Source organism: Geobacillus sp. PK12 (assembly GCF_004123125.1).
GTDB classification, from domain to species: domain Bacteria; phylum Bacillota; class Bacilli; order Bacillales; family Anoxybacillaceae; genus Geobacillus; species Geobacillus zalihae.
Genome location: NZ_SDKL01000002.1, coordinates 321504 through 344918 on the forward strand (window position 1 = coordinate 321504; position 23415 = coordinate 344918).

The 23415-nt window shown below is 54.3% G+C and carries 21 protein-coding genes, 2 pseudogenes and 2 riboswitches; of the genes and pseudogenes, 13 read left to right on the plus strand and 10 right to left on the minus strand.

The features are described 5' to 3' along the window. Window positions 1-125: 125 nt before the first annotated feature. The 4 genes and pseudogenes from ETR37_RS02105 to ETR37_RS19045 form a co-directional block, all read left to right on the plus strand. Window positions 126-530, plus strand: a pseudogene (locus ETR37_RS02105) (MFS transporter); the annotation flags it as partial. Between the two features lie 341 nt (window positions 531-871). Next, window positions 872-1027 (plus strand): hypothetical protein, encoded by a 156-nt coding sequence (locus tag ETR37_RS19035; protein WP_013523245.1) that lies wholly within the window; start codon window positions 872-874, stop codon window positions 1025-1027. Further along, window positions 1024-1191 carry a hypothetical protein gene (locus ETR37_RS19040; protein ID WP_011230441.1) on the plus strand — a complete coding sequence of 56 codons (168 nt, stop codon included), beginning with the start codon at window positions 1024-1026 and terminating at the stop codon, window positions 1189-1191. Before ETR37_RS19035 ends, ETR37_RS19040 begins: the two co-directional genes overlap by 4 nt. After that, the gene (locus ETR37_RS19045) at window positions 1184-1336 is read left to right on the plus strand and encodes a hypothetical protein (protein ID WP_013145978.1); all 153 of its coding nucleotides are present in this window, start codon (window positions 1184-1186) and stop codon (window positions 1334-1336) included. Before ETR37_RS19040 ends, ETR37_RS19045 begins: the two co-directional genes overlap by 8 nt. Window positions 1337-1416: 80 nt before the next feature. Here ETR37_RS19045 and ETR37_RS02115 read toward each other — a convergent pair whose 3' ends face one another. Continuing rightward, a complete protein-coding gene (locus tag ETR37_RS02115) occupies window positions 1417-3189 on the minus strand; it encodes a B12-binding domain-containing radical SAM protein (RefSeq protein WP_129446834.1) in 1773 nt (590 codons plus the stop codon). Window positions 3190-3453: 264 nt separating this feature from the next. On the opposite strand from ETR37_RS02115, the gene ETR37_RS02120 reads away from it, so the two are divergent. Next, window positions 3454-5670: a PAS domain-containing sensor histidine kinase gene (locus ETR37_RS02120; protein WP_081133135.1), complete on the plus strand. Its 2217-nt coding sequence runs from the start codon at window positions 3454-3456 to the stop codon at window positions 5668-5670. Then, the gene (locus ETR37_RS02125; RefSeq protein WP_129446835.1) at window positions 5660-6154 is read left to right on the plus strand and encodes a methylated-DNA--[protein]-cysteine S-methyltransferase; all 495 of its coding nucleotides are present in this window, start codon (window positions 5660-5662) and stop codon (window positions 6152-6154) included. Before ETR37_RS02120 ends, ETR37_RS02125 begins: the two co-directional genes overlap by 11 nt. Before the next feature lie 387 nt (window positions 6155-6541). On the opposite strand, the gene ETR37_RS02130 is transcribed toward ETR37_RS02125, so the two are convergent. The 6 genes from ETR37_RS02130 to ETR37_RS02155 form a co-directional block, all read right to left on the minus strand. Then, window positions 6542-7555, minus strand: a complete 1014-nt coding sequence (locus tag ETR37_RS02130) for an ABC transporter permease (protein WP_081133134.1) — start codon at window positions 7553-7555, stop codon at window positions 6542-6544. After that, window positions 7497-9047 (minus strand): sugar ABC transporter ATP-binding protein, encoded by a 1551-nt coding sequence (locus tag ETR37_RS02135; protein WP_020755939.1) that lies wholly within the window; start codon window positions 9045-9047, stop codon window positions 7497-7499. The genes ETR37_RS02130 and ETR37_RS02135 overlap by 59 nt, the downstream gene beginning before the upstream one ends. Continuing rightward, window positions 9044-10204 carry a sugar ABC transporter substrate-binding protein gene (locus ETR37_RS02140; RefSeq protein WP_081212720.1) on the minus strand — a complete coding sequence of 387 codons (1161 nt, stop codon included), beginning with the start codon at window positions 10202-10204 and terminating at the stop codon, window positions 9044-9046. Before ETR37_RS02140 ends, ETR37_RS02135 begins: the two co-directional genes overlap by 4 nt. Then, the gene (gene mtnA / locus ETR37_RS02145; protein WP_020755941.1) at window positions 10191-11258 is read right to left on the minus strand and encodes an S-methyl-5-thioribose-1-phosphate isomerase; all 1068 of its coding nucleotides are present in this window, start codon (window positions 11256-11258) and stop codon (window positions 10191-10193) included. Before mtnA ends, ETR37_RS02140 begins: the two co-directional genes overlap by 14 nt. Window positions 11259-11327: 69 nt before the next feature. Next, window positions 11328-12518, minus strand: coding sequence for an S-methyl-5-thioribose kinase (gene mtnK, locus ETR37_RS02150; RefSeq protein ID WP_060788073.1), 1191 nt, complete (start codon window positions 12516-12518; stop codon window positions 11328-11330). Between the two features lie 138 nt (window positions 12519-12656). Beyond that, a riboswitch (SAM riboswitch) is annotated at window positions 12657-12825 on the minus strand. Window positions 12826-12919: 94 nt separating this feature from the next. After that, window positions 12920-13732, minus strand: coding sequence for a carbon-nitrogen family hydrolase (locus tag ETR37_RS02155; protein WP_129446836.1), 813 nt, complete (start codon window positions 13730-13732; stop codon window positions 12920-12922). Window positions 13733-13829: 97 nt separating this feature from the next. On the opposite strand from ETR37_RS02155, the gene ETR37_RS02160 reads away from it, so the two are divergent. The 5 genes from ETR37_RS02160 (at window position 13830) to ETR37_RS02180 (ending at window position 18429) form a co-directional block, all read left to right on the plus strand. After that, window positions 13830-15005, plus strand: coding sequence for a pyridoxal phosphate-dependent aminotransferase (locus tag ETR37_RS02160; RefSeq protein WP_033006194.1), 1176 nt, complete (start codon window positions 13830-13832; stop codon window positions 15003-15005). A 136-nt stretch (window positions 15006-15141) separates the two neighbouring features. Beyond that, window positions 15142-15250, plus strand: a riboswitch (SAM riboswitch). 77 nt (window positions 15251-15327) lie between these two features. Beyond that, window positions 15328-16569: a 2,3-diketo-5-methylthiopentyl-1-phosphate enolase gene (gene mtnW, locus ETR37_RS02165; RefSeq protein WP_033006186.1), complete on the plus strand. Its 1242-nt coding sequence runs from the start codon at window positions 15328-15330 to the stop codon at window positions 16567-16569. Then, window positions 16566-17228 carry a 2-hydroxy-3-keto-5-methylthiopentenyl-1-phosphate phosphatase gene (gene mtnX / locus ETR37_RS02170; protein WP_020755950.1) on the plus strand — a complete coding sequence of 221 codons (663 nt, stop codon included), beginning with the start codon at window positions 16566-16568 and terminating at the stop codon, window positions 17226-17228. Before mtnW ends, mtnX begins: the two co-directional genes overlap by 4 nt. Continuing rightward, on the plus strand, window positions 17225-17857 hold the full coding sequence (locus ETR37_RS02175) for a methylthioribulose 1-phosphate dehydratase (RefSeq protein ID WP_129446837.1): 633 nt from the start codon (window positions 17225-17227) through the stop codon (window positions 17855-17857). Before mtnX ends, ETR37_RS02175 begins: the two co-directional genes overlap by 4 nt. Window positions 17858-17886: 29 nt before the next feature. Next, complete coding sequence (locus ETR37_RS02180; RefSeq protein ID WP_015374253.1) at window positions 17887-18429, plus strand: 1,2-dihydroxy-3-keto-5-methylthiopentene dioxygenase; 543 nt, start codon at window positions 17887-17889, stop codon at window positions 18427-18429. A gap of 88 nt (window positions 18430-18517) precedes the next feature. Here ETR37_RS02180 and ETR37_RS02185 read toward each other — a convergent pair whose 3' ends face one another. Then, window positions 18518-19252, minus strand: coding sequence for a ZIP family metal transporter (locus ETR37_RS02185; RefSeq protein WP_015374254.1), 735 nt, complete (start codon window positions 19250-19252; stop codon window positions 18518-18520). Window positions 19253-19468: 216 nt separating this feature from the next. Here ETR37_RS02185 and ETR37_RS02190 point away from each other — a divergent pair, with 216 nt between their 5' ends. After that, window positions 19469-19918, plus strand: a complete 450-nt coding sequence (locus ETR37_RS02190) for a MarR family winged helix-turn-helix transcriptional regulator (RefSeq protein WP_014195273.1) — start codon at window positions 19469-19471, stop codon at window positions 19916-19918. 89 nt (window positions 19919-20007) lie between these two features. Next, a complete protein-coding gene (locus tag ETR37_RS02195) occupies window positions 20008-20574 on the plus strand; it encodes a phosphate propanoyltransferase (protein WP_033006192.1) in 567 nt (188 codons plus the stop codon). A 61-nt stretch (window positions 20575-20635) separates the two neighbouring features. Here ETR37_RS02195 and ETR37_RS02200 read toward each other — a convergent pair whose 3' ends face one another. Next, window positions 20636-21184 carry a short-chain dehydrogenase gene (locus ETR37_RS02200; protein WP_014195275.1) on the minus strand — a complete coding sequence of 183 codons (549 nt, stop codon included), beginning with the start codon at window positions 21182-21184 and terminating at the stop codon, window positions 20636-20638. Between the two features lie 18 nt (window positions 21185-21202). Next, window positions 21203-23307, minus strand: a pseudogene (locus ETR37_RS02205) (S9 family peptidase). Window positions 23308-23415: the final 108 nt, after the last annotated feature.

Below are 23415 nucleotides of genomic sequence, written 5' to 3' on the forward strand. Positions count from 1 at the left end.
GGCTGTTCGCCAAACGGAGGGTTGTCCTCCTTTGGTGGCAGCTTTTTTTTCGCGCGGCATATCCATGAAAAAAACGCACATCATATAAGTGGAAATATCGACTTCATAAGAAAGGGACCGAAGCGATGGAATGGACGGTGCAGCTGTCAAAACCGGCAGGGAGGCAGGCTGGTCGGGGGTGGGCGGTCGCTGCGCTTGCCTCGATTCCGCTTGTCATGACGCTGGGCAATTCGATGCTCATCCCGGTGCTGCCGGCGATGGAACGGCATCTCGACATCACGCCGCTGCAGTCGAGCCTGCTGATCACGATGTATTCCGTTGTGGCGATTTTGTTCATTCCGCTGGCCGGATATATAAGCGACCGCATCGGGAGAAAAATGGTCATCGTTCCAAGCCTGTTGCTGGCGGCGGTGGGAGGGGGGCTGGCGGGATGGGCTGCTTGGCGGGTGAGCGACCCGTACGGCTGGATGATCGCCGGGCGCATGTTGCAAGGGCTCGGGGCGGCCGGGGCGTTTCCGATCGTTTTGCCGCATGGCTGATGAAAAATGGTGCAAGTTGGCTTCTTTTGGTGCTCAGCGCACTAGCACTGATCGCCGGTAGCATGGCTGTTTGGCTCATTCATCCAGAACATGCTCAAAGAGAAAAGCTGTCATGAAGGGAAATATGGGACAGTGGGGCGTTTTCAATTTCCCTCTTTCTTGCCGAACGAAAGCCTCTGGATCAGATGATGACAGACGGGGGATGTACCGGCTATGGAGACGCGTAAACTACTCCCGCTTCGCTTTGCTTGAAGTGGGAGTCTTCTTTCGGAACTATGATAAAACGCACCTGAACGAGGCATGATAAGAAAAAATGCGAAAGGAGGATGGGTGTGGCCAACGTCGCATTTCCAGTCGCTCGTCTTCATGACGGGACGCTTCGCCAGCTCCAGCAACTCGAACAGCGGCTGCGTGAAGAAACAGGAGAAGAAATTGTGCTTGTCGCTTATGAGCGGAAAACGGTTGATGAGGAGGAGACGAAACGATGATGAAGCGAAAAGTGAAATTTGACGCAGCGAAAAACAACAATAAAACGCCAACGGAAAGTTTGCCGGATACCGAATTTGCGGCACAATATGCCGGCGAGGAGGACATGATCCGCGGCGCGAACCGCAATTCGAAAAAAGGGCGACAAGGAGGCGGCGATGGGTAAAGAGCATAAGGAGCGGCCCGCTCGAACGAATGAAGAAATGGCGTTTGAATGGGGCGATTTCGCTCGTGATCAGCCGTTTTGGCTGATCGAGGAGCAAAAGCAAGCAAAGGAGAAGGAGACAAAACAAAAAGAGCCGCCGCGGTGAGGCCGCCGTTTTGATGGGATTGGATTGGTGGGTGGACAAAGAAGAGCGCTGGAAACAGCGCTCTTTTTTCGCTTGGGCGTTCAAGCCGATGCGGATGACGCAAACAGGGTGGAAAGCGGTGCAGAAAAGACCGTAGCTCCTGTGCCCGACGGGTCGAAATAGGCGACGATGGCCGTTGGCGCAAACGAGAGCTGCTTCGCGGCGATATAGCGGCCGACATCGACCGGCACGATTTCAACGACCGTATGTTTAAACAATTCCTTTTCCCCGAGCCCGAGGGCGGCAAAGTCCTCCCCAAGCACCTCGGGGCGCTCAAGCAGCGCGCGGTAGACGGTCGTGCGCGTCGTTTTCTCCGTTTTTTCTTCCCACCACGGCTTGCGCGGTTTGTATTTTTGGTTGCGCAAGTAGTCGTATTTCATGAGCGATTCGGCGACAGGCAGGGCATCTGGCGCACACGTACGTAAAAACTCATGCAGGCGGCGGAATAAATCCTCAAGCTGATGGCCAATGCGCGCCCAGCCGCGCTCATCCCAATACGTGCCAAACTGCTGGAAAAAGTCAAACGGCGATGGGAACACATCGGTCACCAAGTACTCGATCGTTTCGTCCATTCGATGGGCGTTCCAATACTTTTCGAGCACGTCTTCCACTTGCTTGATGCGGATGACGTCATCAAACGACAAGACGTTGTTGGCGAGCACTTCGTATGGCGCATGGTCCATATACACATAGCCGTACTCCTCGGCGCGCAGGCGCAACCCAGTGCCGCGCAGCAGTTTCAAAAAGCCAAGCTGCAGTTCTTCCGGGCGAAGGGCGAACACGTCGTTAAACGTCTTTCGGAACGAGTTGTAGTCTTCTTCGGGCAGACCGGCGATCAAATCCAAATGCTGGGCGATTTTCCCGCCTTCTTTAATCATCGTCACCGTTCGCGAAAGTTTTGCGAAGTTTTGCTTGCGCATAATGAGACGGTTCACTTCGTCGTTTGTCGACTGGACGCCGATTTCAAAGCGGAACAGCCCGGGCGGCGCCTCCTTGTTTAAAAACTCGATGACCTCCGGGCGCATAATGTCGGCGGTAATTTCAAACTGAAATACCGTGCCCGGTACATGTTCGTCAATTAAAAAGCGAAACATGTCCATTGCATAGCTGCGGCTGATGTTGAACGTCCGGTCGACGAACTTGATCGTCCGCGCTCCGTGCTTCATTAAATAGCGTAAATCATCCTTGATTTTTTCACGGTCAAAATAGCGGACACCTACTTCAATCGAGGACAGGCAAAATTGGCAACTGAACGGGCAGCCGCGGCTTGTCTCCACATAGATGATCCGGTTCGGAAGATGTGGGATGTCTTCCGGAAAGCGAAACGGCGACGGCATATCAGCAAGGCGGATTTTGTTTCGCTGCGGATTGACGACGATGCGCTTTCCATCGCGAAACGCCAGCCCTGCGACATCTGCCACTTCTTTGCGGCCTTCTAAGGCAAAGAGCAGCTGTTTAAACGTTTCTTCCCCTTCACCGATGACGATAAAATCCAATTCCGGCACCCGCTCCATCCATTCACGCACATCGTACGACACTTCCGGTCCGCCGGCGACGATGACAATATTCGGCGCTGCTTTTTTCAACAGCTTGACGACTTTGATCGTTTCTTCAATGTTCCAAATGTAGCAGCTGAAGCCGATGACATCCGGACGGCGTTGGTACAAATCAGTCACAATGTTCAGCACCGGGTCTTTGATCGTATACTCAACAAGCTTGACGTCAAATTCGGGCTGAGCGTATGCTTTTAAATAGCGGATGGCTAAATTCATATGAATGTATTTGGCATTCAATGTCGCACAGACGATGTTCATCGCAACAAAACCCCTTTGTCTATAATATAGCAGCAAAACTCCTTTGTCTATAATTTATAGATGCAATTGGAAGCTTTCATTTGGCTTTAAGCGAGGGGGGAGAGTTGACTATCATGCAGTTTAGCCAAATGAAAAAGCAGAAAAACTTGTCGAACATTGTGGAAAAGAATTTTAAAAAATCTTCGTAAATCAAGGGAGGAGTAAATTTTTCCACATCGAATATATATTTCGTTGAATGGTTTGAATAGACAAGGAGAGATGGATATGGCCCAAAGCCTTTCTCCTCGGGAAGAACAAAATGCATCGACGGATGTGCGGTCGCTTGAAGAGGAAAATCGGCGGTTAAAAGAGCGGTTGAACAGTTATTCGATCATTTTTGAGCGGTCGCTCGATGCGATCGTGATTTTAAATAAAAACGGTGAATTTGTCGATGTGAACGAAGCGGCGTGCAAGCTGTTTGAGATGGATAAGTTTTCGTTGATCGGCCATTCGTTTTCTTCGTTCCTCGAACTTGTGCCGCCCGATATTTTGCTGTTTCAGCGCTCGATGTTGCAAAAGTTCGGTTCGTTCAGCGATGAACTGCTCATCAAACTGCCGGACGGCAAAGTGAAGCATGTGGAATTTTCGATGAAAAAGGATGTGTTCGACGAATTTGACCTTGTCATGATGCGCGACATCTCAGCCCATAAGGCGCTTGAGCGCGAACGCATCATTCATGAGTTTTTGTTTCGCGACGTATTCAACCGCGCCGTTGACGGCATCGTCATTTTCGATGAATTTGGGCGGTTTATCGATGTCAATCCGGCGTTTTCGATGAGCTTGAACTTGGAAAAAGGAAAACTGCTCAATTTGTCGTTTCAGCAGTTCGTCGCCCGCGAATGCGCCAATGAGTTCGCTCGGCTGCTCGCGGAAGTGAAAGAAAAGGGAACGGCCAAAGGCGAGTTGTCGCTTGTCCGCCCGGACGGAACGGTGAAAATGTTTGAGCTGACGGCGACTTCCAACGTCTATAGCGGGTTTTACATGGCCATTATGCGCGATGTGACAGAAAGAAAAAATATGGAAATCAAGTTGCAAAAAAGCGAAGAACGGTTCCGGGCTATTTTCGAACAAGCGCATGAGGCGATCCTCATTTGGGACGATTTTGGCTACATATTGAACGCCAATCCGGCGGCGAGCCGGACGTTTGAGCTGCCCTTGAATTTGCTTGTGCGCCGCAATTTGTTTGATTTTGTCGACTATGGGGACGAAAAGGTGAAACGCATTTTCAGCGAGTTCCGGCGCAAAGGGGAAATCCGTGACGAGCTGACGTTTCATATGCCGAACGGTGAGGATAAGCAGCTCGAGTTCACCATGAAAAAAGGAGCGATCGACGGGTACCACTTGACGATTTTCCGCAATGTGAGCGAGCGGCGGAAAATCGAGCGCGAGCTGCGCGAAAGCGAGCAAAAGTTCCGGAGCATTTTCGATCATGCGATGGATGGTATTTTGCTTTGGGATGCCAAGCATCGGATCATCGACGCCAATCCGGTTGTCTGCGGCATTTTTTCCGTCGAAAAGGAGGCGCTGCTTGGCCGAATGGTGGTCGAGCTCGTTCCGGAGCGGGCGCGCCGCCAGCTCAATAAGCTGCTTCAACAATGCCAACGCACCGGCGAAGCGAGCGGCGAGGTCGAATTTTTCGACGAGGGAAAAGGGAGAATTATTGAGTTTTCACTGAAAAAGGAAGTGATTCCCGGCGTCGGGATGATGATGCTGCGCGATGTGACCGAGCGCAAGGAGATGGAGCTGCAGCTGCGCAAGTCGGATACGCTCAACGTCGTCGGGGAATTGGCCGCCGGCATCGCCCATGAAATCCGCAATCCGATGACGGCGCTAAAGGGTTTCATTCAGCTGTTGCAAGGAAGCATTGACGGCGACTATTCGATGTATTTTAATGTCATTATGTCGGAATTGAAACGGATTGAGTCGATCATCACCGAGTTTCTTGTCCTGGCGAAGCCCCAGGCGGTGCAGTACAAACAAAATGATATCTGCAAAATTATGCAAGACACGATCGATTTGATCAGCGCCCAAGCGATGATGCACAACGTGCAAATCATCGCCGACTTCGAGCGCGGGCTGCCGCCGGTGTATTGCGAGCCGAATCAGTTGAAGCAAGTGTTCATCAATATTTTGAAAAACGCCATCGAAGTGATGCCAAAAGGCGGGGACATTACGGTGCGCATCACCCGCGCCGGGTGCTATGTGCGCATCTCCATCACCGACCAAGGATGCGGCATTCCAAAAGATAAAATCAAAAAGCTTGGCGAGCCGTTTTATACGACGAAAGAACGCGGCACCGGCCTCGGCTTGATGGTCAGCTATAAAATCATAGAAGAGCACCAAGGGAAAATTGAAGTGGAAAGCGAAGTCGGCGTCGGCACGACGTTCCATATCACGCTGCCGATCGAACGAATGGAAAGAGAGGACGACGATGACGATTGAATATGCAGTATACCGCTCAGAGCTGCTCGGCGACATTTACATCGCCTCCGACGGCGACGCGATTGTCAAAGTCGAGCTGTTTCCAGAAGAATGGCGCGCGTTCGCCGGCGAACATCCGGCTGTCAAAAGCCAGTCGCCGCTTCTTGAACGCGCGCTTAGGCAGCTGGATGAGTATTTCCACGGTCGACGCCAAGCATTTGACTTGCCGCTGAAGTGGAAGGGAACAGCCTTCCAAGAAGAGGTGTGGGCGGCGCTTTGCCGCATCCCATACGGCGAGACGGCGACATACGCTGACATCGCCGCGCAAATCGGCCGCCCGAAAGCGGTGCGCGCCGTCGGCCAGGCAAACCGGGCGAATGAACTGTCGATTCTCGTTCCGTGCCACCGTGTTGTCGGCAAAAACGGCGCTCTCATTGGCTATGCCGGAAGCCGCACCGATGTGAAGGCGAAGCTGTTGGAGCTTGAGCGCCGCTTACGTAGATGACGCTCTTGCGTTCGTGGAACAGGCAAAGAGTTTGGAAGGCGTTGTATGCGGATGCTGCAATGGAGCAGGCGGAAAAAGAAGCTGATGGCTTGTCTATATAGATGCAATTTGAAGCTTTACCATTTATAGCTTTTATCAAGTATTTGATCGACTGTCGGGCGACCGAACAACGCCGCTTAAAGACCCATATATGGGTCTGTGAAGCAGGTGGTTGTTCGGTCTTCCGTCACGCCAAGGCGTGACGGGGCAAGCCTGTTGCTTGCCTTCGACAGTCGAAAATGGACAAACCGCTTTTCCGTCAAGGATATGGTAAACTTCTTCGTTGCATCTATATGAAAAACGCGTCTGCCCCCGAGGATTGCCATCCACGGGGGCAGAGATCGGGCGTTATTTTTTTTGCCAATGCGACAAGGCGAGGGCGCCGACTAAAATGGCGCCTTTTATAATGTCTTGGGCGTAATACGGGACGTTCATCATCGTCAAGCCGTTCAGCAACACGCCCATTAAAATCGAGCCGAACAATGTGCCGATGACGTTCGGCTTGCCGGCGCCAAAGACGGAAAAGCCGATGTAGGCGGCGGCGACGCTGTCCATTAAAAGAGAGGCGCCGGCCGACACTTGCCCGGTGCCGATGCGCGAGGCAAGGACGATGCCGCCTAAGGCCGCAAAAAACCCGCTGATGACGTATGCATATGTCCGATAGCGGTTGACTGGGATGCCTGAGAGCCTTGCCGCCTCGCGGTTTTCCCCGGTCAAATAAAAGAGGCGGCCGGGTTTCGTGTACGTTAAAAACAGATGAGCGGCCATGACGACAAACAGCATAAGCAAGACAGAAAACGGTACGCCGAACAGCTCTCCCTGGCCGATAAATAAAAAGGAAGGAATGAATTTGCCCGGCGCCGTGCCGCCATCAGGCAGCGGCATGTCGTTGTAGATCGAAAACCCTTTCGTATAGGTGAGCTGCACGCCGTTAATGGCGTACATCGTCGCCAATGTTGCGAGCAAATCGGGCAGTTTGAATTTGACGATCAACAACGAATTAAGCAGCCCGACGGCGACGCCGAGCAACAGCGGCACGAGCAAGGTGACGAAAATTTCTTGGCGATGCAAGACAAGCGCCGCCGCACTGGCAATCGTCGCCAAGCTCACTGTCGAACCGACCGACAAATCGAAGCCGTCGACGATGAGCGAAAATGTAATGCCAATGGCCACCAAGGTGACGATGGAAATGGAACGCAAAATGTCGCTGAAGTTTTCATAGGTGAAAAACCGGTCTTGTGTCAGGCCAAAATAGGCGATTACAGCCAAAATGGCAAGCAGTGTGCCATGTTTATACAAAAATTCAAGAATGAACGGCGCCGCTTTTTTCGACGGCGGCGCGGAAACGGCTGGCTGGCTCATGGATCTCACCTCCGCTGCAATAGTAAACAAGCTGTTCATACGTCAGTTCAGCGGCCGGCAGGCGGGTGAGTAGCCGGCCGTCAGCCATGATGTAGATGGTGTCGCACACCTCAAGAAGCTCGTGAAATTCACTCGAAAAATATAGTACTGTTTTTCCTTCATCGGCGAGAGCACGGATGATGGAAAACACCTCTTGTTTGGCGTGGACATCGATTCCTTTCGTGGGCTCGTCGAATAGAAAAACACGCGCGTTTGTGTTCAGCCATTTGCCGATGACGACTTTCTGCTGGTTGCCGCCGCTCAAGTGGCGAACGACGGTGGTGCTTGACGGCGGATGAACACCTAGCGAGCGGACGAGCCCGTCGGCTTCAGCCGCTTCTTTCGCCCGGCTGATCCATTGCCAGCGCGACAGGCGGGAAAGAAGGCGGACGGTCAAGTTCGTTTTCACTGACTCGGGCAAGAACAGCCCTTGTTTGCGCCGTTCTTCCGGAATAAGACAAAGGCCGGCGGCAATCGCTTCATGCGGCGATGAAAATGTATAGCGCCGGCCGTCAAGTTGCCATTCGCCAGACGTCTTCCGGTGGGCGATGAGGCTTTCAGCGAGCTCCGTTTTGCCGGCGCCAACCAAGCCGGCGATGCCGACGATTTCGCCGCGATGGGCGTAAAGATCGACCGTCGTGCCGGTTTTTTCGATCGTGATCCCACGGACGGCAAAGGCGATGTCGCTTCCATGCGCGCGCGTTTGTTTCATGGCGGCGGCTCGCCTTGTTCCGGTCATATGAAGGACGATGTCTTCAAGCGGCAAACCGAGGGCGGAACCATGGTAGACGACGCGGCCGTCGCGCAAAATCGTCAGCCGGTCGGCGATTTCCTGCACTTCTTTCAGTTTATGAGAGATGTAAATAAAGCCGACGCCTTGCTGTTTCAGTTCCGTGATGATGGCAAACAGCCGCTTCGTTTCGGCTTCGCTCAAGGCGGCGGTCGGTTCGTCCAAAATGATGTAGCGCGCATTCGATGACAACACTTTGGCGAGCACGATCAGCTGTTTTTCATGGAGCGAGCAGTCGCGCACGAGCTTTGCCGGCGAAATGGCAAGGCCGACGCGGCGAAGCAGAGCAGCGGCCCGTTCTTTTTCCCGGCGCAGCGAGCGGATCGGCTGTTTCTTCACATCAGCGAGCTCATCAGCCGCCAAGTTTTCGTAAACGGGCAATCCTGGGAAAAGCGCCGTGTCGACCTCTTGGACGACGAAGCCGATGCCGGCTCGTTTCGCGTCAAGCGGCGACGAAAAGGTGCAGTTGACGCCATCGATCGTGATCGTGCCGGCGTCGGGAGGAATGGCGCCGGCCAAAATGTTCATGAGCGTGCTTTTGCCGGCGCCGTTCATGCCCAAAAGGGCGTGGACTTCGCCAGGACGAACGTCGAAGTCCACGCCGTCAAGCACGCGCACGGCGCCAAACGATTTTTCCATGCCCCGCATTGACAACCCGTTCATTTTTTGTTCACCTGGGCTTCCAACGTTTTCATCCACGGCGAGATGGCGACATTGGATTGCCCCCAGCCCGGGATGTATTGCGAAAGCTCATTCATCGACACTTGTTTGTCCGGAAGATCGGACCGTTTCACTAAATGCGGCTCAAGCGAGTAAATGTTCGGCGTTTTTTCTCCGGCGATTTTTTGATACGCGAACCGCACTTGGACGCGGCCGACTTCGGCTGGGTCGGTCGCCGTTGTCGCCACCCATGGGCTGTTTGGTTTTTGGATCATTTGCAAGTCTTCATCGCTCAAATCGATGCCGTACACTTTAATTTCCGTGCGCCCAGCTTGCTCGATGGCGCGCGTCGCCCCTTTGGCGAACTCGTCCCAAGTTGCGAAGACAGCGTCAATGTCGCCTTTGTTCGGGTATTTTTTCAAAATCGCTTCCATTTGCGTTTGTGTGTCCAAAGCTGTGTTGGCGCTCGCCGTGCCAAACTTGGCAATTTCTTTAATGTTCGGATAGCGTTTTTTGAACGCGTCATAAATGATATGGCGGCGTTCCATCGGGGTAAAGCCGCCGACCCAAATCGTGACGATGTTGCCTTCCCCGTTTAAGTCTTCTGCGAGCGTTTTTAATGTTTTCCAGGCGAGGCTGTAGTCGTCTTGGTCGATGACGGTGACGCCGGGAATGTTCAAATCGTTGTCAAATGCCACAACTGGAATGCCTTTGGCGACGGCTTTTTTCACCGGGCCTTCGAGCGCATCGGCGCGGCCGTGGTCAAGCAAAATGGCGTCAACATTTTGCGTAATGGCCGTCTCAACGTACGATGCCATTTTGGTTAAATCGTTGTCGGCGTTGTAAATTTGCACCTCGCCGCCGAATTTTTGCACTTGTTCTTTGACGCCGGCGATGTATTGCGATGAGAACGTGCCGATGGACAGTTGCATAATGGCGGCGATTTTCACCGGCTTTTTCAACTTTTCAGGAATGGCCGCTTGCTCGTCGCTTGTTGCCGTCGAGTGGCTGGATGTCGTTTCCGTTTTGTTGTTCGTGGTCTTGGCTCCGTTGGCTGGCTTGGAGCTCACGGCATCTTGCTCGTGTGTGCAGCCAGTCAAGATGGAGAACACGGCAAAGAAAAGAAGAAAAAGGGAAGATAAGGCCTTAAATCGTTTCATGTTGCTCCTCCTTTGTGAATAATGATGGCAGCGTTGCGTTGTAATTGCCGCGAATGATGCCTTTTTCGGTAATGATCGCGGTAATGAGTTCGTTTGGCGTTACGTCAAACGCCGGATTGTATACGTTGACGCCTTCCGGGGCGATGCGTACGCCGGCGATGTGGGTCACTTCATCCGGATGGCGCTCTTCGATCGGGATGTCCGCACCTGTTTTCGTCGTCAAATCGATCGTGGACAACGGCGCAGCGACGTAAAACGGAATGTCAAACGACTTCGCGAGCAAGGCCAGGCCGAACGTGCCGATTTTGTTCGCCGTATCGCCGTTTTGCGCGATCCGGTCGGCGCCGACGATGATGGCGCCAATGCCTTTCGCCTTGATCGCTTGCGCTGCCATGTTGTCGGTGATGAGCGTCACATCAACGCCCGCTTGTATCAGTTCCCAAGCGGTCAGGCGCGCCCCTTGCAACACCGGCCGCGTCTCGAGAGCGTAAACGGATAGTTCAATTCCTTTTTCTTTCGCCAAATAAAACGGGGCGAGCGCCGTTCCGTAGCGGGCGGTGGCGATCGAGCCGGCGTTGCAGATCGTCATCACCCGATCGCCCGGACGAAAGAGCGACAACGCGTATTCGCCGATGCGGCGGCACACATCCTCATCTTCCACTTGAATGCGAATCGCTTCGTGGACGAGCGTCGTTTTGGCCTCGTTGACGGAAAGGGCGTCGGCCGCAGCGGTGACGAGCCGATCGAGCGCCCAAAACAAGTTGACGGCAGTCGGCCGGGCACTGGCTAGGTAGTCACGATCTCGTTTCAAGCGACGGCGGAATTCATCGACCGACTCGGTGTCATAGCTCGAAGCGGCGAGCGCCAAGCCATAGGCGGCAGTGATGCCGATCGCCGGCGCGCCGCGCACTTTCAGCGTGGCGATCGCGTCATATACGTCTTCAATGGTGTGCAAGTCGATATATTCCGTGACTGTTGGAAGTTTTTGTTGGTTTAAAATCGTCACATGCGTCTCGCGCCATTCGACTGAGCGCGGGATGGCAAATGTGCTCATTGCTGTCTTCCTTTCTTTTGGCGTTGTTCGTTTGTCCGGCCCGTCGCCGGCGGGCCGGATCGAATGGCATTACTGCTTGGTTTCGGCGAGCAGCCGGCGGAAGCCATCCGTTCCTGTCAGCTCAGCCCGCTCAATGATCAAGCGGCGGCCGAGGCGGAGCGCATGCCGTTTGGCAACAAGCCGTTCATCTTTGTGCTCGATGCCGTCAAGGTCCGCCACATGGGCGAGGCCGATCGTCCGGCGGATGACTTCGCAGCCGGCAAAGCCGACAGCATCGATGAACGCGTGCCGGAGCACGTCCTCGAGCAAGCCCGGCGTCGCGGCGTACGTTTCCACGCTCTCGGTGCGCCAAAGGTTTGAGAACACGGACGCAAAGACGTCCCATGTCCGGTCGATGTGGTCAAAGAGCGGTTGGCGCTCTAATTCAGAGCGGGACAACGCATTTAACAGCAAATTGGCGAAAAATTGGCCAAGGTCAAACCCGATCGGACCGTAAAAGGCGAATTCTGGGTCGATCACTTTCGTTTCGTCGGCGCTTACGAAAATGCTGCCGGTATGCAAATCGCCATGCAAGAGCACATCGGCTTCGGTTAAAAACTTGCGCTTCAGCTTTGCTGCTTCTAGGTGGAGTCGGTCATCGCGCCAAAGCGCTTCAACGTCTGGGCGCAATTCGTCTTCAAAGTTGTTCGTTTCGTGGTCAAAAAACGGGTCGGTGAAGACGAGGTCTTCGGTAATTTTGCACAGTTCCGGATTGACGAAGCTTTGCGCCAATTTCTTTTTCTCTTGCTGGTTCATGCCGAAGTCAGACGTATAAAATGCCGTTTTGGCGACAAACTCGCCGATATGCTGGGACAAAAGCGGATACGTTTTCCCTTCGATCAGCCCTTTGCGGGCGATTTGCAAACGGGATAAGTCTTCCATCACCGTAATGGCGAGCGATTCGTCAGAATAGTAGACTTTCGGCACGTATTGCGGCACATAGCTCGCAAACGTGCGCAGCGCGTTGCTTTCGATGACGGCGCGCTTTAACGTAAGCGGCCAGCTTTCGCCGACCACTTTGGCGTACGGCAACGCTTGTTTGATGATGACGCCTTGCTTTGTTTCTTGGTCGACGATATGAAACACTAAGTTCAAGTTGCCGTCGCCGATCTCGCGGCACAAAAGAGGCGCCCCGTCGCGGAATAAGCCGAGGCGGACAGCGAGAGATACCGCCTTCGGTTCGGTCAGCGGTTCGTAAACCGATGTTTGAACAGTGGTCATTGCCTTGTTCCCCCTTTTTTCATTTCGCTCGTTTTCAAATGCCGGTTCTGACGCGCGCTAAAACTCGGCGTTTCCGGCAAATGAAAAAGCCTCTTTCGCATACGGAAAGAGGCTTGAAGATTCATTCGTTCTTCGCGCCTCTTATCTTTCAGAAAGACATCGGTCTTTCTGTTGGACTTAGCACCGTGCCCTGCGGAAGCATGACGCTTCCGGCGCCGCCCTTGGCGTGCGCCCTATCTCACGATAGTATTACGGTCGGTTGCTGGGCTTCATTGGGCCAATTCCCTCAGCCAACTCTTGATAAGAGTACCGATTTCTTGTATTCAGTTTCGGGAATTTTCACGATGTTCTCAATTGTTTGGTTGCTTGATTCGAATGATACATGGTCGGCCAATCGATTGTCAATACGTTTTGAAAAAATTTTTTGCCGTTTCATAGTCGTGCGGCCGGCGGTCGGCAAACACCGGGATGCGCGCGCGGACGTCCGCAACGAGCGCGGGATCGATGTCGGCCGAGAGAATGCCCGGCTTCTCGTCCGCCTCGGCGATCACTTCGCCCCATGGGTCGATGACGAGCGAATGGCCGGCAAAGACGTTGTTCGGGTCGCGGCCAGCCCGGTTGCAGGCGACGACGTAGCATTGGTTTTCAATCGCCCGCGCCATCAAGAGCGTCCGCCAATGGTGCAGGCGGGGAAGCGGCCATTCGGCGACGACAAACAGCACTTCCGCCCCAGCCAAAGCATGGGCGCGAATCCACTCCGGAAAGCGGATGTCATAGCAAATGACCCCGGCGCATGAAAGCCCGTCGAGCGAAAACAAGCCTAAGCTGCTTCCCGGCTGCAAATACAAATGTTCATCCATCAATTGGAACAGATGGAGTTTGCTATATTCGCTGACGATTTGACCGTTCCGGTCGGCCACGATCATCGTGTTCGTCACGCCGGTTGTTGTTTTTTTAGCGACCGAGCCGGCGACGAGATGGATGCTGTGTGCTTGCGCTAGGCGGGAGGCGAACGCTTTGGCCCGTTCGGCGCCTTCGTCGGCAATCTCATCTAGGCGCGTCAAATCGTAGCCGGTCGTCCATAATTCCGGCAGCACGATGATATTCGCGCCGTCCTTGACGGCCGATTCAATGGCGCTTTCCGCGCGCCGTTCGTTTTCGTTCGGGTCGCCAAACGCAATATCAAGCTGGAGGCAGGCGATGCGGATCGTCATGAGTTTTCACCTCGAAAAAATTTTGCTTTACATTTTGCTTTTTACGATATATGATGTTGCACTAGAATTTCAAGAATTTTTTAAGAAGGTGTGGGCGATGACGATGGAAATTCCTTTTTCCGAGTTGCTTGAGCAGCTGCCAAAGCAATTTTTCGCCTCGCTTGTCGCAAAAGTCGGGGAGAAAATCAAGGCCGGATGCGACGTGATCAATTTAGGGCAAGGCAACCCGGATCAGCCGACGCCAAAGCATATCGTTGAGGCGATGCAGCGGGCGGCGGCTAATCCGAAATACCATAAATATTCGCCGTTTCAAGGCTACTTCTTTTTGAAAGAAGCCATCGCCGCGTTTTACGCGCGTGAATACGGGGTGAACATCGATCCAGACCGCGAAGTCGCCATTTTGTTCGGCGGCAAGGCCGGGCTTGTCGAGCTGCCGCTTTGCCTCGTCAACCCGGGCGATGTGGTGCTGGCCCCGGACCCGGGCTATCCGGACTATTGGTCGGGGATCGCGCTTGCCCGCGCGCGGATGGAAATGATGCCGCTTGTTGCGGAAAACGGTTTTTTGCCGGACTATGAAGCCATTCCGGCGGCAGTGGCCGACCGAGCGAAGCTCATGTTTTTAAACTATCCGAACAATCCGACCGGCGCAACGGCGACAAAGGAATTTTTCGCGGAGACGGTGGCGTTTGCCGCCAAGCACGGCATTGCCGTCGTGCACGATTTCGCTTATGGGGCGATCGGCTTTGACGGCCGGAAACCGGTCAGCTTCCTGGAAGTCGATGGGGCGAAAGACGTCGGCGTCGAAATTTATACGTTTTCGAAAACATACAATATGGCCGGCTGGCGTGTGGCGTTTGCCGTCGGCAACGAGCGGATCATTCGGGCGCTTGAGCTTTTGCAGGATCATTTGTATGTCAGCTTGTTCGGCGCCATCCAGGAAGCGGCCGCCGCGGCGCTCCTTGGTCCGCAAGATTGTGTCACGGAGCTGGTCGCATTGTATGAGGCGCGCCGCAATGCGTTCATCGCTGCGCTCTGCGAGGCCGGCTGGGAGGTGCAGGCGCCATCCGGGTCGTTTTTCGCCTGGCTTCCGCTGCCAAAAGGCATATCATCCGCTGAGTTTGCCGACATGCTGCTTGAGCGGGCGCACGTCGCCGTTGCCCCAGGCATTGGGTTCGGCGAGCACGGCGAAGGGTATGTGCGCGTCGGTTTGTTGACCGATGAAGCGCGGCTTCGCGAAGCGGCGGAGCGGATCGGGCGGCTCGGATTGTTTTGAAAAATAGAGCGGCAATGAACTACTGTCTGGTGACGGGGCAACTGTTTTGAAAAAAATGATTGACAACGGCGGCAAAGGCTGTCATAATTCAAAGTAAATTTGCCAATCGTTTGACAAGTGCATAAACGAGCAGGCTTTCTTATCAAGAGCAGGCGGAGGGACGAGCCCAATGAAGCCCGGCAACCGGCTTGGCGCACGCTAAGCACGGTGCTAATTCTTGCAGCGGAAACGCTGAGAGATAAGAAGAGCGCCATGACTGAATGACGCCTCTTCTTAGGAAGGGGCTTTTTTATTTCGCCATATATTGAAAGAGGGATGGACGATGAGTGCAGTCATTGCGACGTATTTGCTTCATGACGAGAAAGACATTCGCAAAAAGGCCGAAGGGATCGCGCTCGGCTTGACGGTCGGCACATGGACCGACTTGCCGCAGCTGGAGCAAGACCAGCTCCGCAAGCATAAAGGGGAAGTCGTTGCGGTCGAGGAGCTTGAGGAAAGCGACCGGACGAATGCGTACTTCGGCAAGCGGCTGAAGCGGGCGATCGTCAAAATCGCCTATCCGACGGTGAACTTCAGCGCCGATTTGCCAGCATTGTTGGTGACGACGTTCGGCAAGCTGTCGCTGGACGGGGAAGTGCGGCTGCTTGATTTGGAACTTCCAGAGGAGTGGAAACGGAAGTTCCCGGGACCGCGCTTTGGCATCGCCGGCATTCGCGAAAAGGTCGGAGTGTACGACCGCCCGCTGTTGATGAGCATTTTCAAAGGCATCGTCGGCCGCGATTTGGCGTATTTGACATCAGAGTTGAAAAAGCAAGCGCTTGGCGGCGTTGACTTGGTCAAAGATGACGAAATTTTGTTTGACAGCGATCGTCTGCCATTTGCGAAGCGCATTACAGAAGGCAAAGCGGCGCTCGAAGAGGTGTACGAACAAACAGGCAAGCGGACGCTGTACGCCGTCAACTTGACCGGCAAAACGTTTGAGCTGAAAGAGAAGGCGAGACGAGCCGCCGAGCTTGGTGCTGATGTGCTGTTGTTCAACGTGTTCGCCTATGGATTGGACGTCCTGCAAGGGCTGCGGGAAGATGAAGAGATTTCCGTCCCGATTATGGCCCACCCGGCGTTCAGCGGCGCCATCACGCCGTCGGAGTTTTACGGCGTCGCCCCGTCGCTCTTGCTTGGAAAACTTTTGCGTCTTGCCGGCGCCGATTTTGTGTTGTTCCCGTCTCCGTATGGCAGCGTCGCTTTGGAGCGCGGGCAGGCGCTTGGCATCGCCCAAGCGCTGACCGATGAACAAGAGCCGTTTGCCCGAGCGTTTCCAGTGCCCTCGGCCGGCATCCATCCGGGCTTGGTGCCGCTTCTTGTCCGCGATTTCGGCCGTGACAGCATCGTCAACGCCGGCGGCGGCATTCACGGCCACCCGGACGGGGCGATCGGCGGCGGAAAGGCGTTTCGCGCTGCCATCGACGCGGCGCTGGCCGGCCGTCCGCTCCGTGAAGCGGCGAAAGACAACGAGGCGCTGCAAAAGGCGATCGACCGCTGGGGCGCCATTGAGGTGGAAGCATGACGAAACAGCTCGTTCTCTTTTGTGATTTTGACGGCACCATTACGGAAAACGACAACATTATCGCCATTATGAAACAGTTCGCCCCGCCGGAGTGGGAGGCGTTAAAGGACGACATTCTCGCCCAGCGCATCTCCGTTCAGGAAGGCGTCGGAAAAATGTTTTCACTTCTTCCGTCGGCGCTGAAAGAGGAGATTGTTGACTTTTTGCTTAGCACCGCCCGTTTGCGCGAAGGGTTCCGTGAGTTTGTCGCGTGGACGAAAGAGCAAAGCATCCCGCTCTATATCGTGAGCGGCGGCATCGACTTTTTCGTCTACCCACTGCTTGAAGGGCTGATTGAGCCGGAGCGCATTTTTTGCAACGGCTCTGACTTCAGCGGTGAGACGATCCGCATCACATGGCCGCATGCATGCGACAGCCAGTGCCAAAACGGCTGCGGCTGCTGCAAGCCGTCGCTATTGCGCAGGCTCGCCCGCCCCGACGGGTATCACGTCGTCATCGGCGATTCGATCACCGACTTGGCGGTGGCAAGACAAGCCGATTATGTGCTGGCGCGCGATTTTCTGCTTGAAAAATGTCAAGAGCTTGACCTGCCGCACGCGCCATTTGCGACGTTTTTTGACGTGATGGATGCGTTGCAGCGAATGGAGGTGATCGTATGAGCATCGTCGTGAAAAAGTGGAACGAGCTTGCGGAAGTGAAAGCCGAGCTCGCCGCCCGCGATTGGTTTTTCGCAACAAGCGGCAATTTGTCGATCAAAGTGACGGACGACCCGTTGACGTTTTTGGTGACAGCGAGCGGCAAGGATAAGCGGAAGCAAACGGATGAGGACTTCTTGCTCGTTGACGCCGCCGGCCGACCAGCGGAGAAAACACATTTAAAGCCATCAGCGGAGACGCTGCTGCATGTGGAAATTTACAATCGCACAAACGCCGGTTGCGTTTTGCATGTTCACACGGTCGACAATAATATCATTTCCGATGTGTACGCAGCCAACGGAGAGGCGGTCTTTTCCGGGCAAGAAATCATTAAGGCGTTCGGCATTTGGGAAGAAAATGCCGAAGTGCGCATTCCGATCATTGGCAATGACGCCGACATCCCGACGTTGGCTCAACAGTTTTCGTCATATATTCATGGCGATGCGGGCGCCGTGTTGATCCACAACCACGGCATTACCGTCTGGGGACGAACGGCGTTTGAAGCGAAAAAACATTTGGAAGCGTGGGAGTTTTTGTTCAGCTGGCAGGTGAAGCGGCTGCTTTTGCAACGGGCCGGCCTGCCGGTTGGTTAATATACATCTTTTAGAAGGGGGATTTTGACATGGCCGTCATCAAAGTGAGAAAAACGGGCCAAGTGATTGAAGGAGAAGACAATGTGCGCGCGTTTTTGAACAGTCAAGGGGTGTTGTATGAACATTGGGACATCACGAAACTGCCGGAGCATTTGCGTGACAAATACGTACTCACGGATGAAGAGAAAAATGAAATTTTGGCGACGTTCAAAGATGAAATTGAAGATTTGGCGGCGCGCCGCGGCTACAAAACATGGGATATCGTCGCTCTGTCCGATGCGACGCCGAACTTGGATGAACTGCTGAAAAAATTTGAACAAGTGCACATCCATACGGAAGACGAAGTGCGCGCCATTACAGCCGGCCATGGCATTTTCATCATCAAAGGCGACAAAGAAACCGGTTATTTTGACGTCGAGCTGGAAGCCGGCGATGTCATTTCTGTGCCGGAAGGGAATCCGCACTACTTTACGCTCATGGACGACCGCCAAGTCGTAGCCGTCCGTCTGTTCATCGACCCGTCCGGCTGGGTCGCCCATCCGTATGAAGAAAAAGAAGAGGCCGTCCAATAATGAGAACACCCCGCTGCCAGGCAAGGCAGCGGGGTGTTTCGTTCTGTATGGAGAGGAGCGCCTGTCTCGATGACGGAAGGGGGGATCGCTAAAACGATTCGGTTAACAAAATCATAAACAAAATGCCGATAATAAACGCGTACGTCGAGATCCGTTCGTTGCCGTCGCCATGACTTTCGGGAATGAGTTCTTTGTAAATGATAAACAGCATCGCCCCGGCGGCAAACGCCAACCCGTATGGAACGAGGCCGCGGAAGAGAGAGGTTAAATAAAAGCCGAGCAAAGACGTCACAATTTCGACCGCGCCGGTTAACGTGGCAATGACAAACGCTTTAAAGCGGCCAATCTGCTGATTGACTAAAAACAAGGCGACCAAAAATCCTTCCGGCGCGTTTTGCAAGCCGATGGCCAATGCGATCAAATTGCCGATTTGCGAAGCGCCGTCTGAGGCGTAGCTCACCCCGACTGACAGCCCTTCGGGGAGATTGTGCATCGCAATGGCGGCGATGATGAGCATCGCCTTTTCGTCGAATTGCAAGCCGCTTTTCGTATGCTCCAAGTCGATATGGGGGACGGTCATCTCAAGCAACGTTAACACGAGCACCCCCGCCGCCAATCCGATGGCGAGCGCCTCAAAACCGCCGGACCGCAGGGCCTCGGGAATAAGACTTGTCATCGAGGCCGCCATCATAATGCCGGCTGAAAACGCGAGGAGCACATCGCGCCAGCGGTGGGTGAGCGATTTGGCCATAAACAAAATCGGCACAGCGCCAAGTCCGGTCGATAAGGCGGACAGCACACTGCCGGTCAATACCCCGTTCATCCAATTCCCCCTTCATCAGCCTTTATTTTTTCATATGCGCCGTTTCCACAAATGTGACAATCGCCCAAGCGCTGCCCTATCACAAAATTATCATAGCGAAAGGAACGGCCGCTGGCGAGAAAAATGGACCAGCGCCTGGCAAAAACGGTTGCCTGCCTGTTTGCTGTTCAAGTATAATGCAAGTAAGAAATGGTTAAATGCAAAGGGTTGGATGGCATGGAACAAAAAGAGCAAGAACTCGAGCAATCGCTAAAGTTGTTTATCGTATTGTCGCGGGCTTACCGCGCCGTAAGCGACCAAGTGAACAAATCAATCCACTCATTCGGGGTCAATCCGACCGAATTTGCCGTGTTAGAATTGTTATACCATAAAGGGGATCAGCCGCTCCAGCAAATTGGCGAAAAAATTTTGCTGGCGAGCGGGAGCATCACCTACGTCATTGACAAACTGGAAAACAAAGGATTGATCGTCCGCCGCGCCTGCGAAAAGGACCGGCGCGTCACGTACGCGTCCATTACAGAAGAGGGGCGGCGGTTTATTGAACGCGTATTTCCCGAGCATGCGGAAAAAATTCACGAAACGGTTTCGGCGCTGACGGCGGCAGAAAAAGAGCAGGCGATTGCGCTGCTGAAAAAATTAGGATATGGGGCAAAAACAAGGGGCTGACGCGAGGTCGGCCTCTTTAATTTTGCCGGAAATGGATACGTTATATAAAGAACATACCATAGCCAGCAAAAAAGGAGAGATCACCATTGATGGTTCCAGTAGGGGTATCGAATCGCCACATTCATTTATCAAAAGAACACATGGCGGCGCTGTTTGGCGAAGGCGCCGAGCTGACGGTGCTCAAGCCGTTGTCGCAGCCTGGCCAGTTCGCCGCCAAGGAAACGGTGACGGTCGAAGGGCCGAAAGGGAAAATTGAAAACGTCCGCGTCCTCGGACCGGTCCGTTCGCTCACCCAGCTTGAAATTTCGAAAACCGACAGCTTCAAGCTCGGCGTCGCGCCCCCGGTCCGCTTATCCGGCGATATTGACGGAACGCCGGGCATTACGATTCACGGACCGAAGGGGACGGTGACCGTCGACAAAGGGGTGATCATTGCCAAGCGCCACATTCATATGACGCCGAAAGATGCCGAGACGTTTGGCGTCCGCGATAAACAAGTTGTGAAAGTGAAAACGCAAGGGGAGCGGGCGCTCATTTTTGACGAAGTGATCGTCCGCGTCAGCGAAGATTTTGCATTAGATATGCACATTGACACCGATGAAGCGAACGCGGCCGGCTTGAAAACGGGCGATTATGTCGAACTGCTTCCATCGTGAAACCATCCGCGCCAAAGGCGGACAAAGCGCCCTCTCGGTACAAACGAGAGGACGCTTCCCATTAATGCGGCCGCTTCTTCTCTGATGCTAGTGTGCCGACAAGATGAAACGGCGCATCACGCCGAATGGCGTCAATGACGCCGCTGCTGATTTCTTGATGGGTGAGCCAACGCGTGCTGTGCTCTTCGATCACGAAGCCAAGCTGAATTTGCCGGTACAGGCAAGCGGAAGACAAACGGAGTTCCCGCTTTGCCTCGGCCGGATGGGCCCGGCTGCCGAGCACGTGGAACAGACGCCAAGGACCGGGATGTCTGCTATTTTCCCGGATGATGGCCGGAAACGCCTGTTTCCCGTCGCTGTGCACCCATGCGACAACAAGGTCGAAGGCTCTGTTTTCATTGATTGTTTGGTGAATCAAGGAACATAGTACATCATGATCGCGATAATCGACCAAAAGCGGGGTAATGGCCTCCAGATGTGCGGCGCGGGCGATGAGCCGTTCCATCCGTTCCCTGTTCCGGGCGACGATGGATACATGGTACCCTTCTCGCACGAGCCAAAGCGACACGTCGGTTAACATGCCTGTCCCACCGATGACGAGTGCGTGCATGGTGGTTCTCCTTTCGGATTAATGCGATGCTCCTTTCAAATAGCGGTCAAACCAGTCGACGATATGGCGAAGACGCTCAAGCCGAAGAGCAGGGTTGCCGGTGCGCGACAAATCGTGGTTGGCGTCCGGAAAGCGGACGAGCTTTGTTTCCCGCCCGAGCTGCTTTAAGGCGACAAACAGCTGTTCGGCCTGCTCGATTGGGCAGCGGTAATCGCGTTCGCTATGCAAAATTAACAGCGGTGTGCGCATGTGTTTGACGTATTTGAGCGGCGAATGATGCCAAAGCCGCTCAGCGTCTTCCCAAACGTCGCAGCCGACTTCCCATTTCGTGAAAAAGTAGCCGATGTCGCTCACGCCGGAGAAGCTGAGCCAGTTGGAAATCGAACGTTGAGTGACAGCCGCTTTGAATCGGTCGGTATGCCCAACGATCCAGTTCGTCATAAATCCGCCGTAGCTGCCGCCGGTGACGCCAAGCCGTTCTTTGTCAATAAAGTCGAACTTGCTGATGGCGGCGTCGACGCCAGCCATAATGTCTTCATAATCCATGCCGCCATAGTCGCCGCGCACCGCATTGACAAACGACTGGCCGTATCCGTGGCTGCCGCGCGGGTTCGTAAACAGCACGGCATAACCGGATGAAGCGAGCAGCTGCAATTCATGGAAAAACGTAAATCCATACATCGCATGCGGCCCGCCGTGAATTTCGACGACAAGCGGCGCCTTTTCTCCTTCGTCAAGCTCAGGCGGTTTCATCCTATTTCGCGCAGGAGACTCCCACTTCAACGACCAANNGCAAGCCCCCACTTCAAGCGTTAGCTAAGTGGGGGTAGTTGACGATCCAGCCTTGAATCTCCAAACCGTCCGCCGATCGATACGTAAACGGTTCGGCAGCGGCGAAGGCCACTTCATGTTCAAGCGCTTCATTGGCACGCGTAAGCCGTGTTTTCGTTCCATCGGCAAGCGAGACCGCATATAAATCGCCAACGGACGTAGGCGAGCTGATGGCGGCGACGGCTTGCCGTCCATTCGGATGGACGGTGAATCCGTATAGATGAAAATCTCCTTCGACCACTGGAACGATCGGGCCGGCGAGCGAGACGAAATATGCGTTGACGCGTCCGCGCTCTGAGGCGGTGACATACAGGCCGCTTCCGTCGCTCGCCCAAATCGGGCCCGGGCCTTTCGCATCAGCGTGCATGTCGCCGACCATGGCGTCACCGAGATGGACGTCCCAGTCGGCGGTCAACACCCGCTTCGTTCCACGTTCCGGCTCAAAGACGTAAAGCCGGTGAAGCGTCGCCCCAAGATAAGCCAAATCATGGCCGACGGCGGCAAGCTTCATTCCGTCCGGCGACCAGGCGAGCGAGGCGAACGCGCCGCAGCCGTTCGTCAAGTTCGTTTCTGTTTTTTTCTCGAGATCGAGCAAAATGATGTCGCGGGTAAAGGTGGTGTCCGGATCCTCGTTTCGGTTGGCGACAAAGGCAAGCGTCCGTCCGTTTGGCGAAATCGCAAACGAACCGATTTCCTCCTCGCGGCCCGTCAACGCTTCGATTTTTCCTGACAGCACATCGATGCGCGTGAGCACCGCCCGTTTGCCGTCAAGAAAACCAGCCGCGTCCGATTTGTAATACAGCCGCTCGATCACGCGCGGTTTCAGGTCGGCTCGCTTCACTTCTGCCTTTTCCGGTTCTTCGCGGTCTTCAATCGTTTCATCATCGCCAAGCGTCGTTAGGGCGATGAGAAACGTTCCATCCGGCGACCAGACGTAATCGCGCACGCCGTTTTTGAAAAACGTCAGCTGGCGCGCTTCGCCGCCATTGGCAGGCAGCAGCCAAAGCTGCACACGCCCCGAGCGGTCAGACAAAAAGGCGATCGTTTCGCCGTCCGGGGAAAAGCGCGGCTTCGTGTCGCGACAGCGCCCGAACGTCCATGGACGGACGGCGCCGTCTTCCGTCCACATTATATAGATGGGAGCGGTATTGGTTTTCTTCGTCGATCGATTTTTCCACAAACACGACGCGCGTTCCGTCCGGCGCGTAGTGCGGGTCGCGCACCGAGCGGAGGCGAAGCAAATCTTCCGCCGTCATGCCGCGGCGTTTCGTCGGGTGTTCGTTATTATTCATCAGCAGGACCTCTCTTTCCTTCAAAAATGGAACCATCTTGTATATTTCGTCTTACGAAAGAAAAGATCCTGCCCCAAAACAGAAAAAAACGAACACCCAAACGATAGG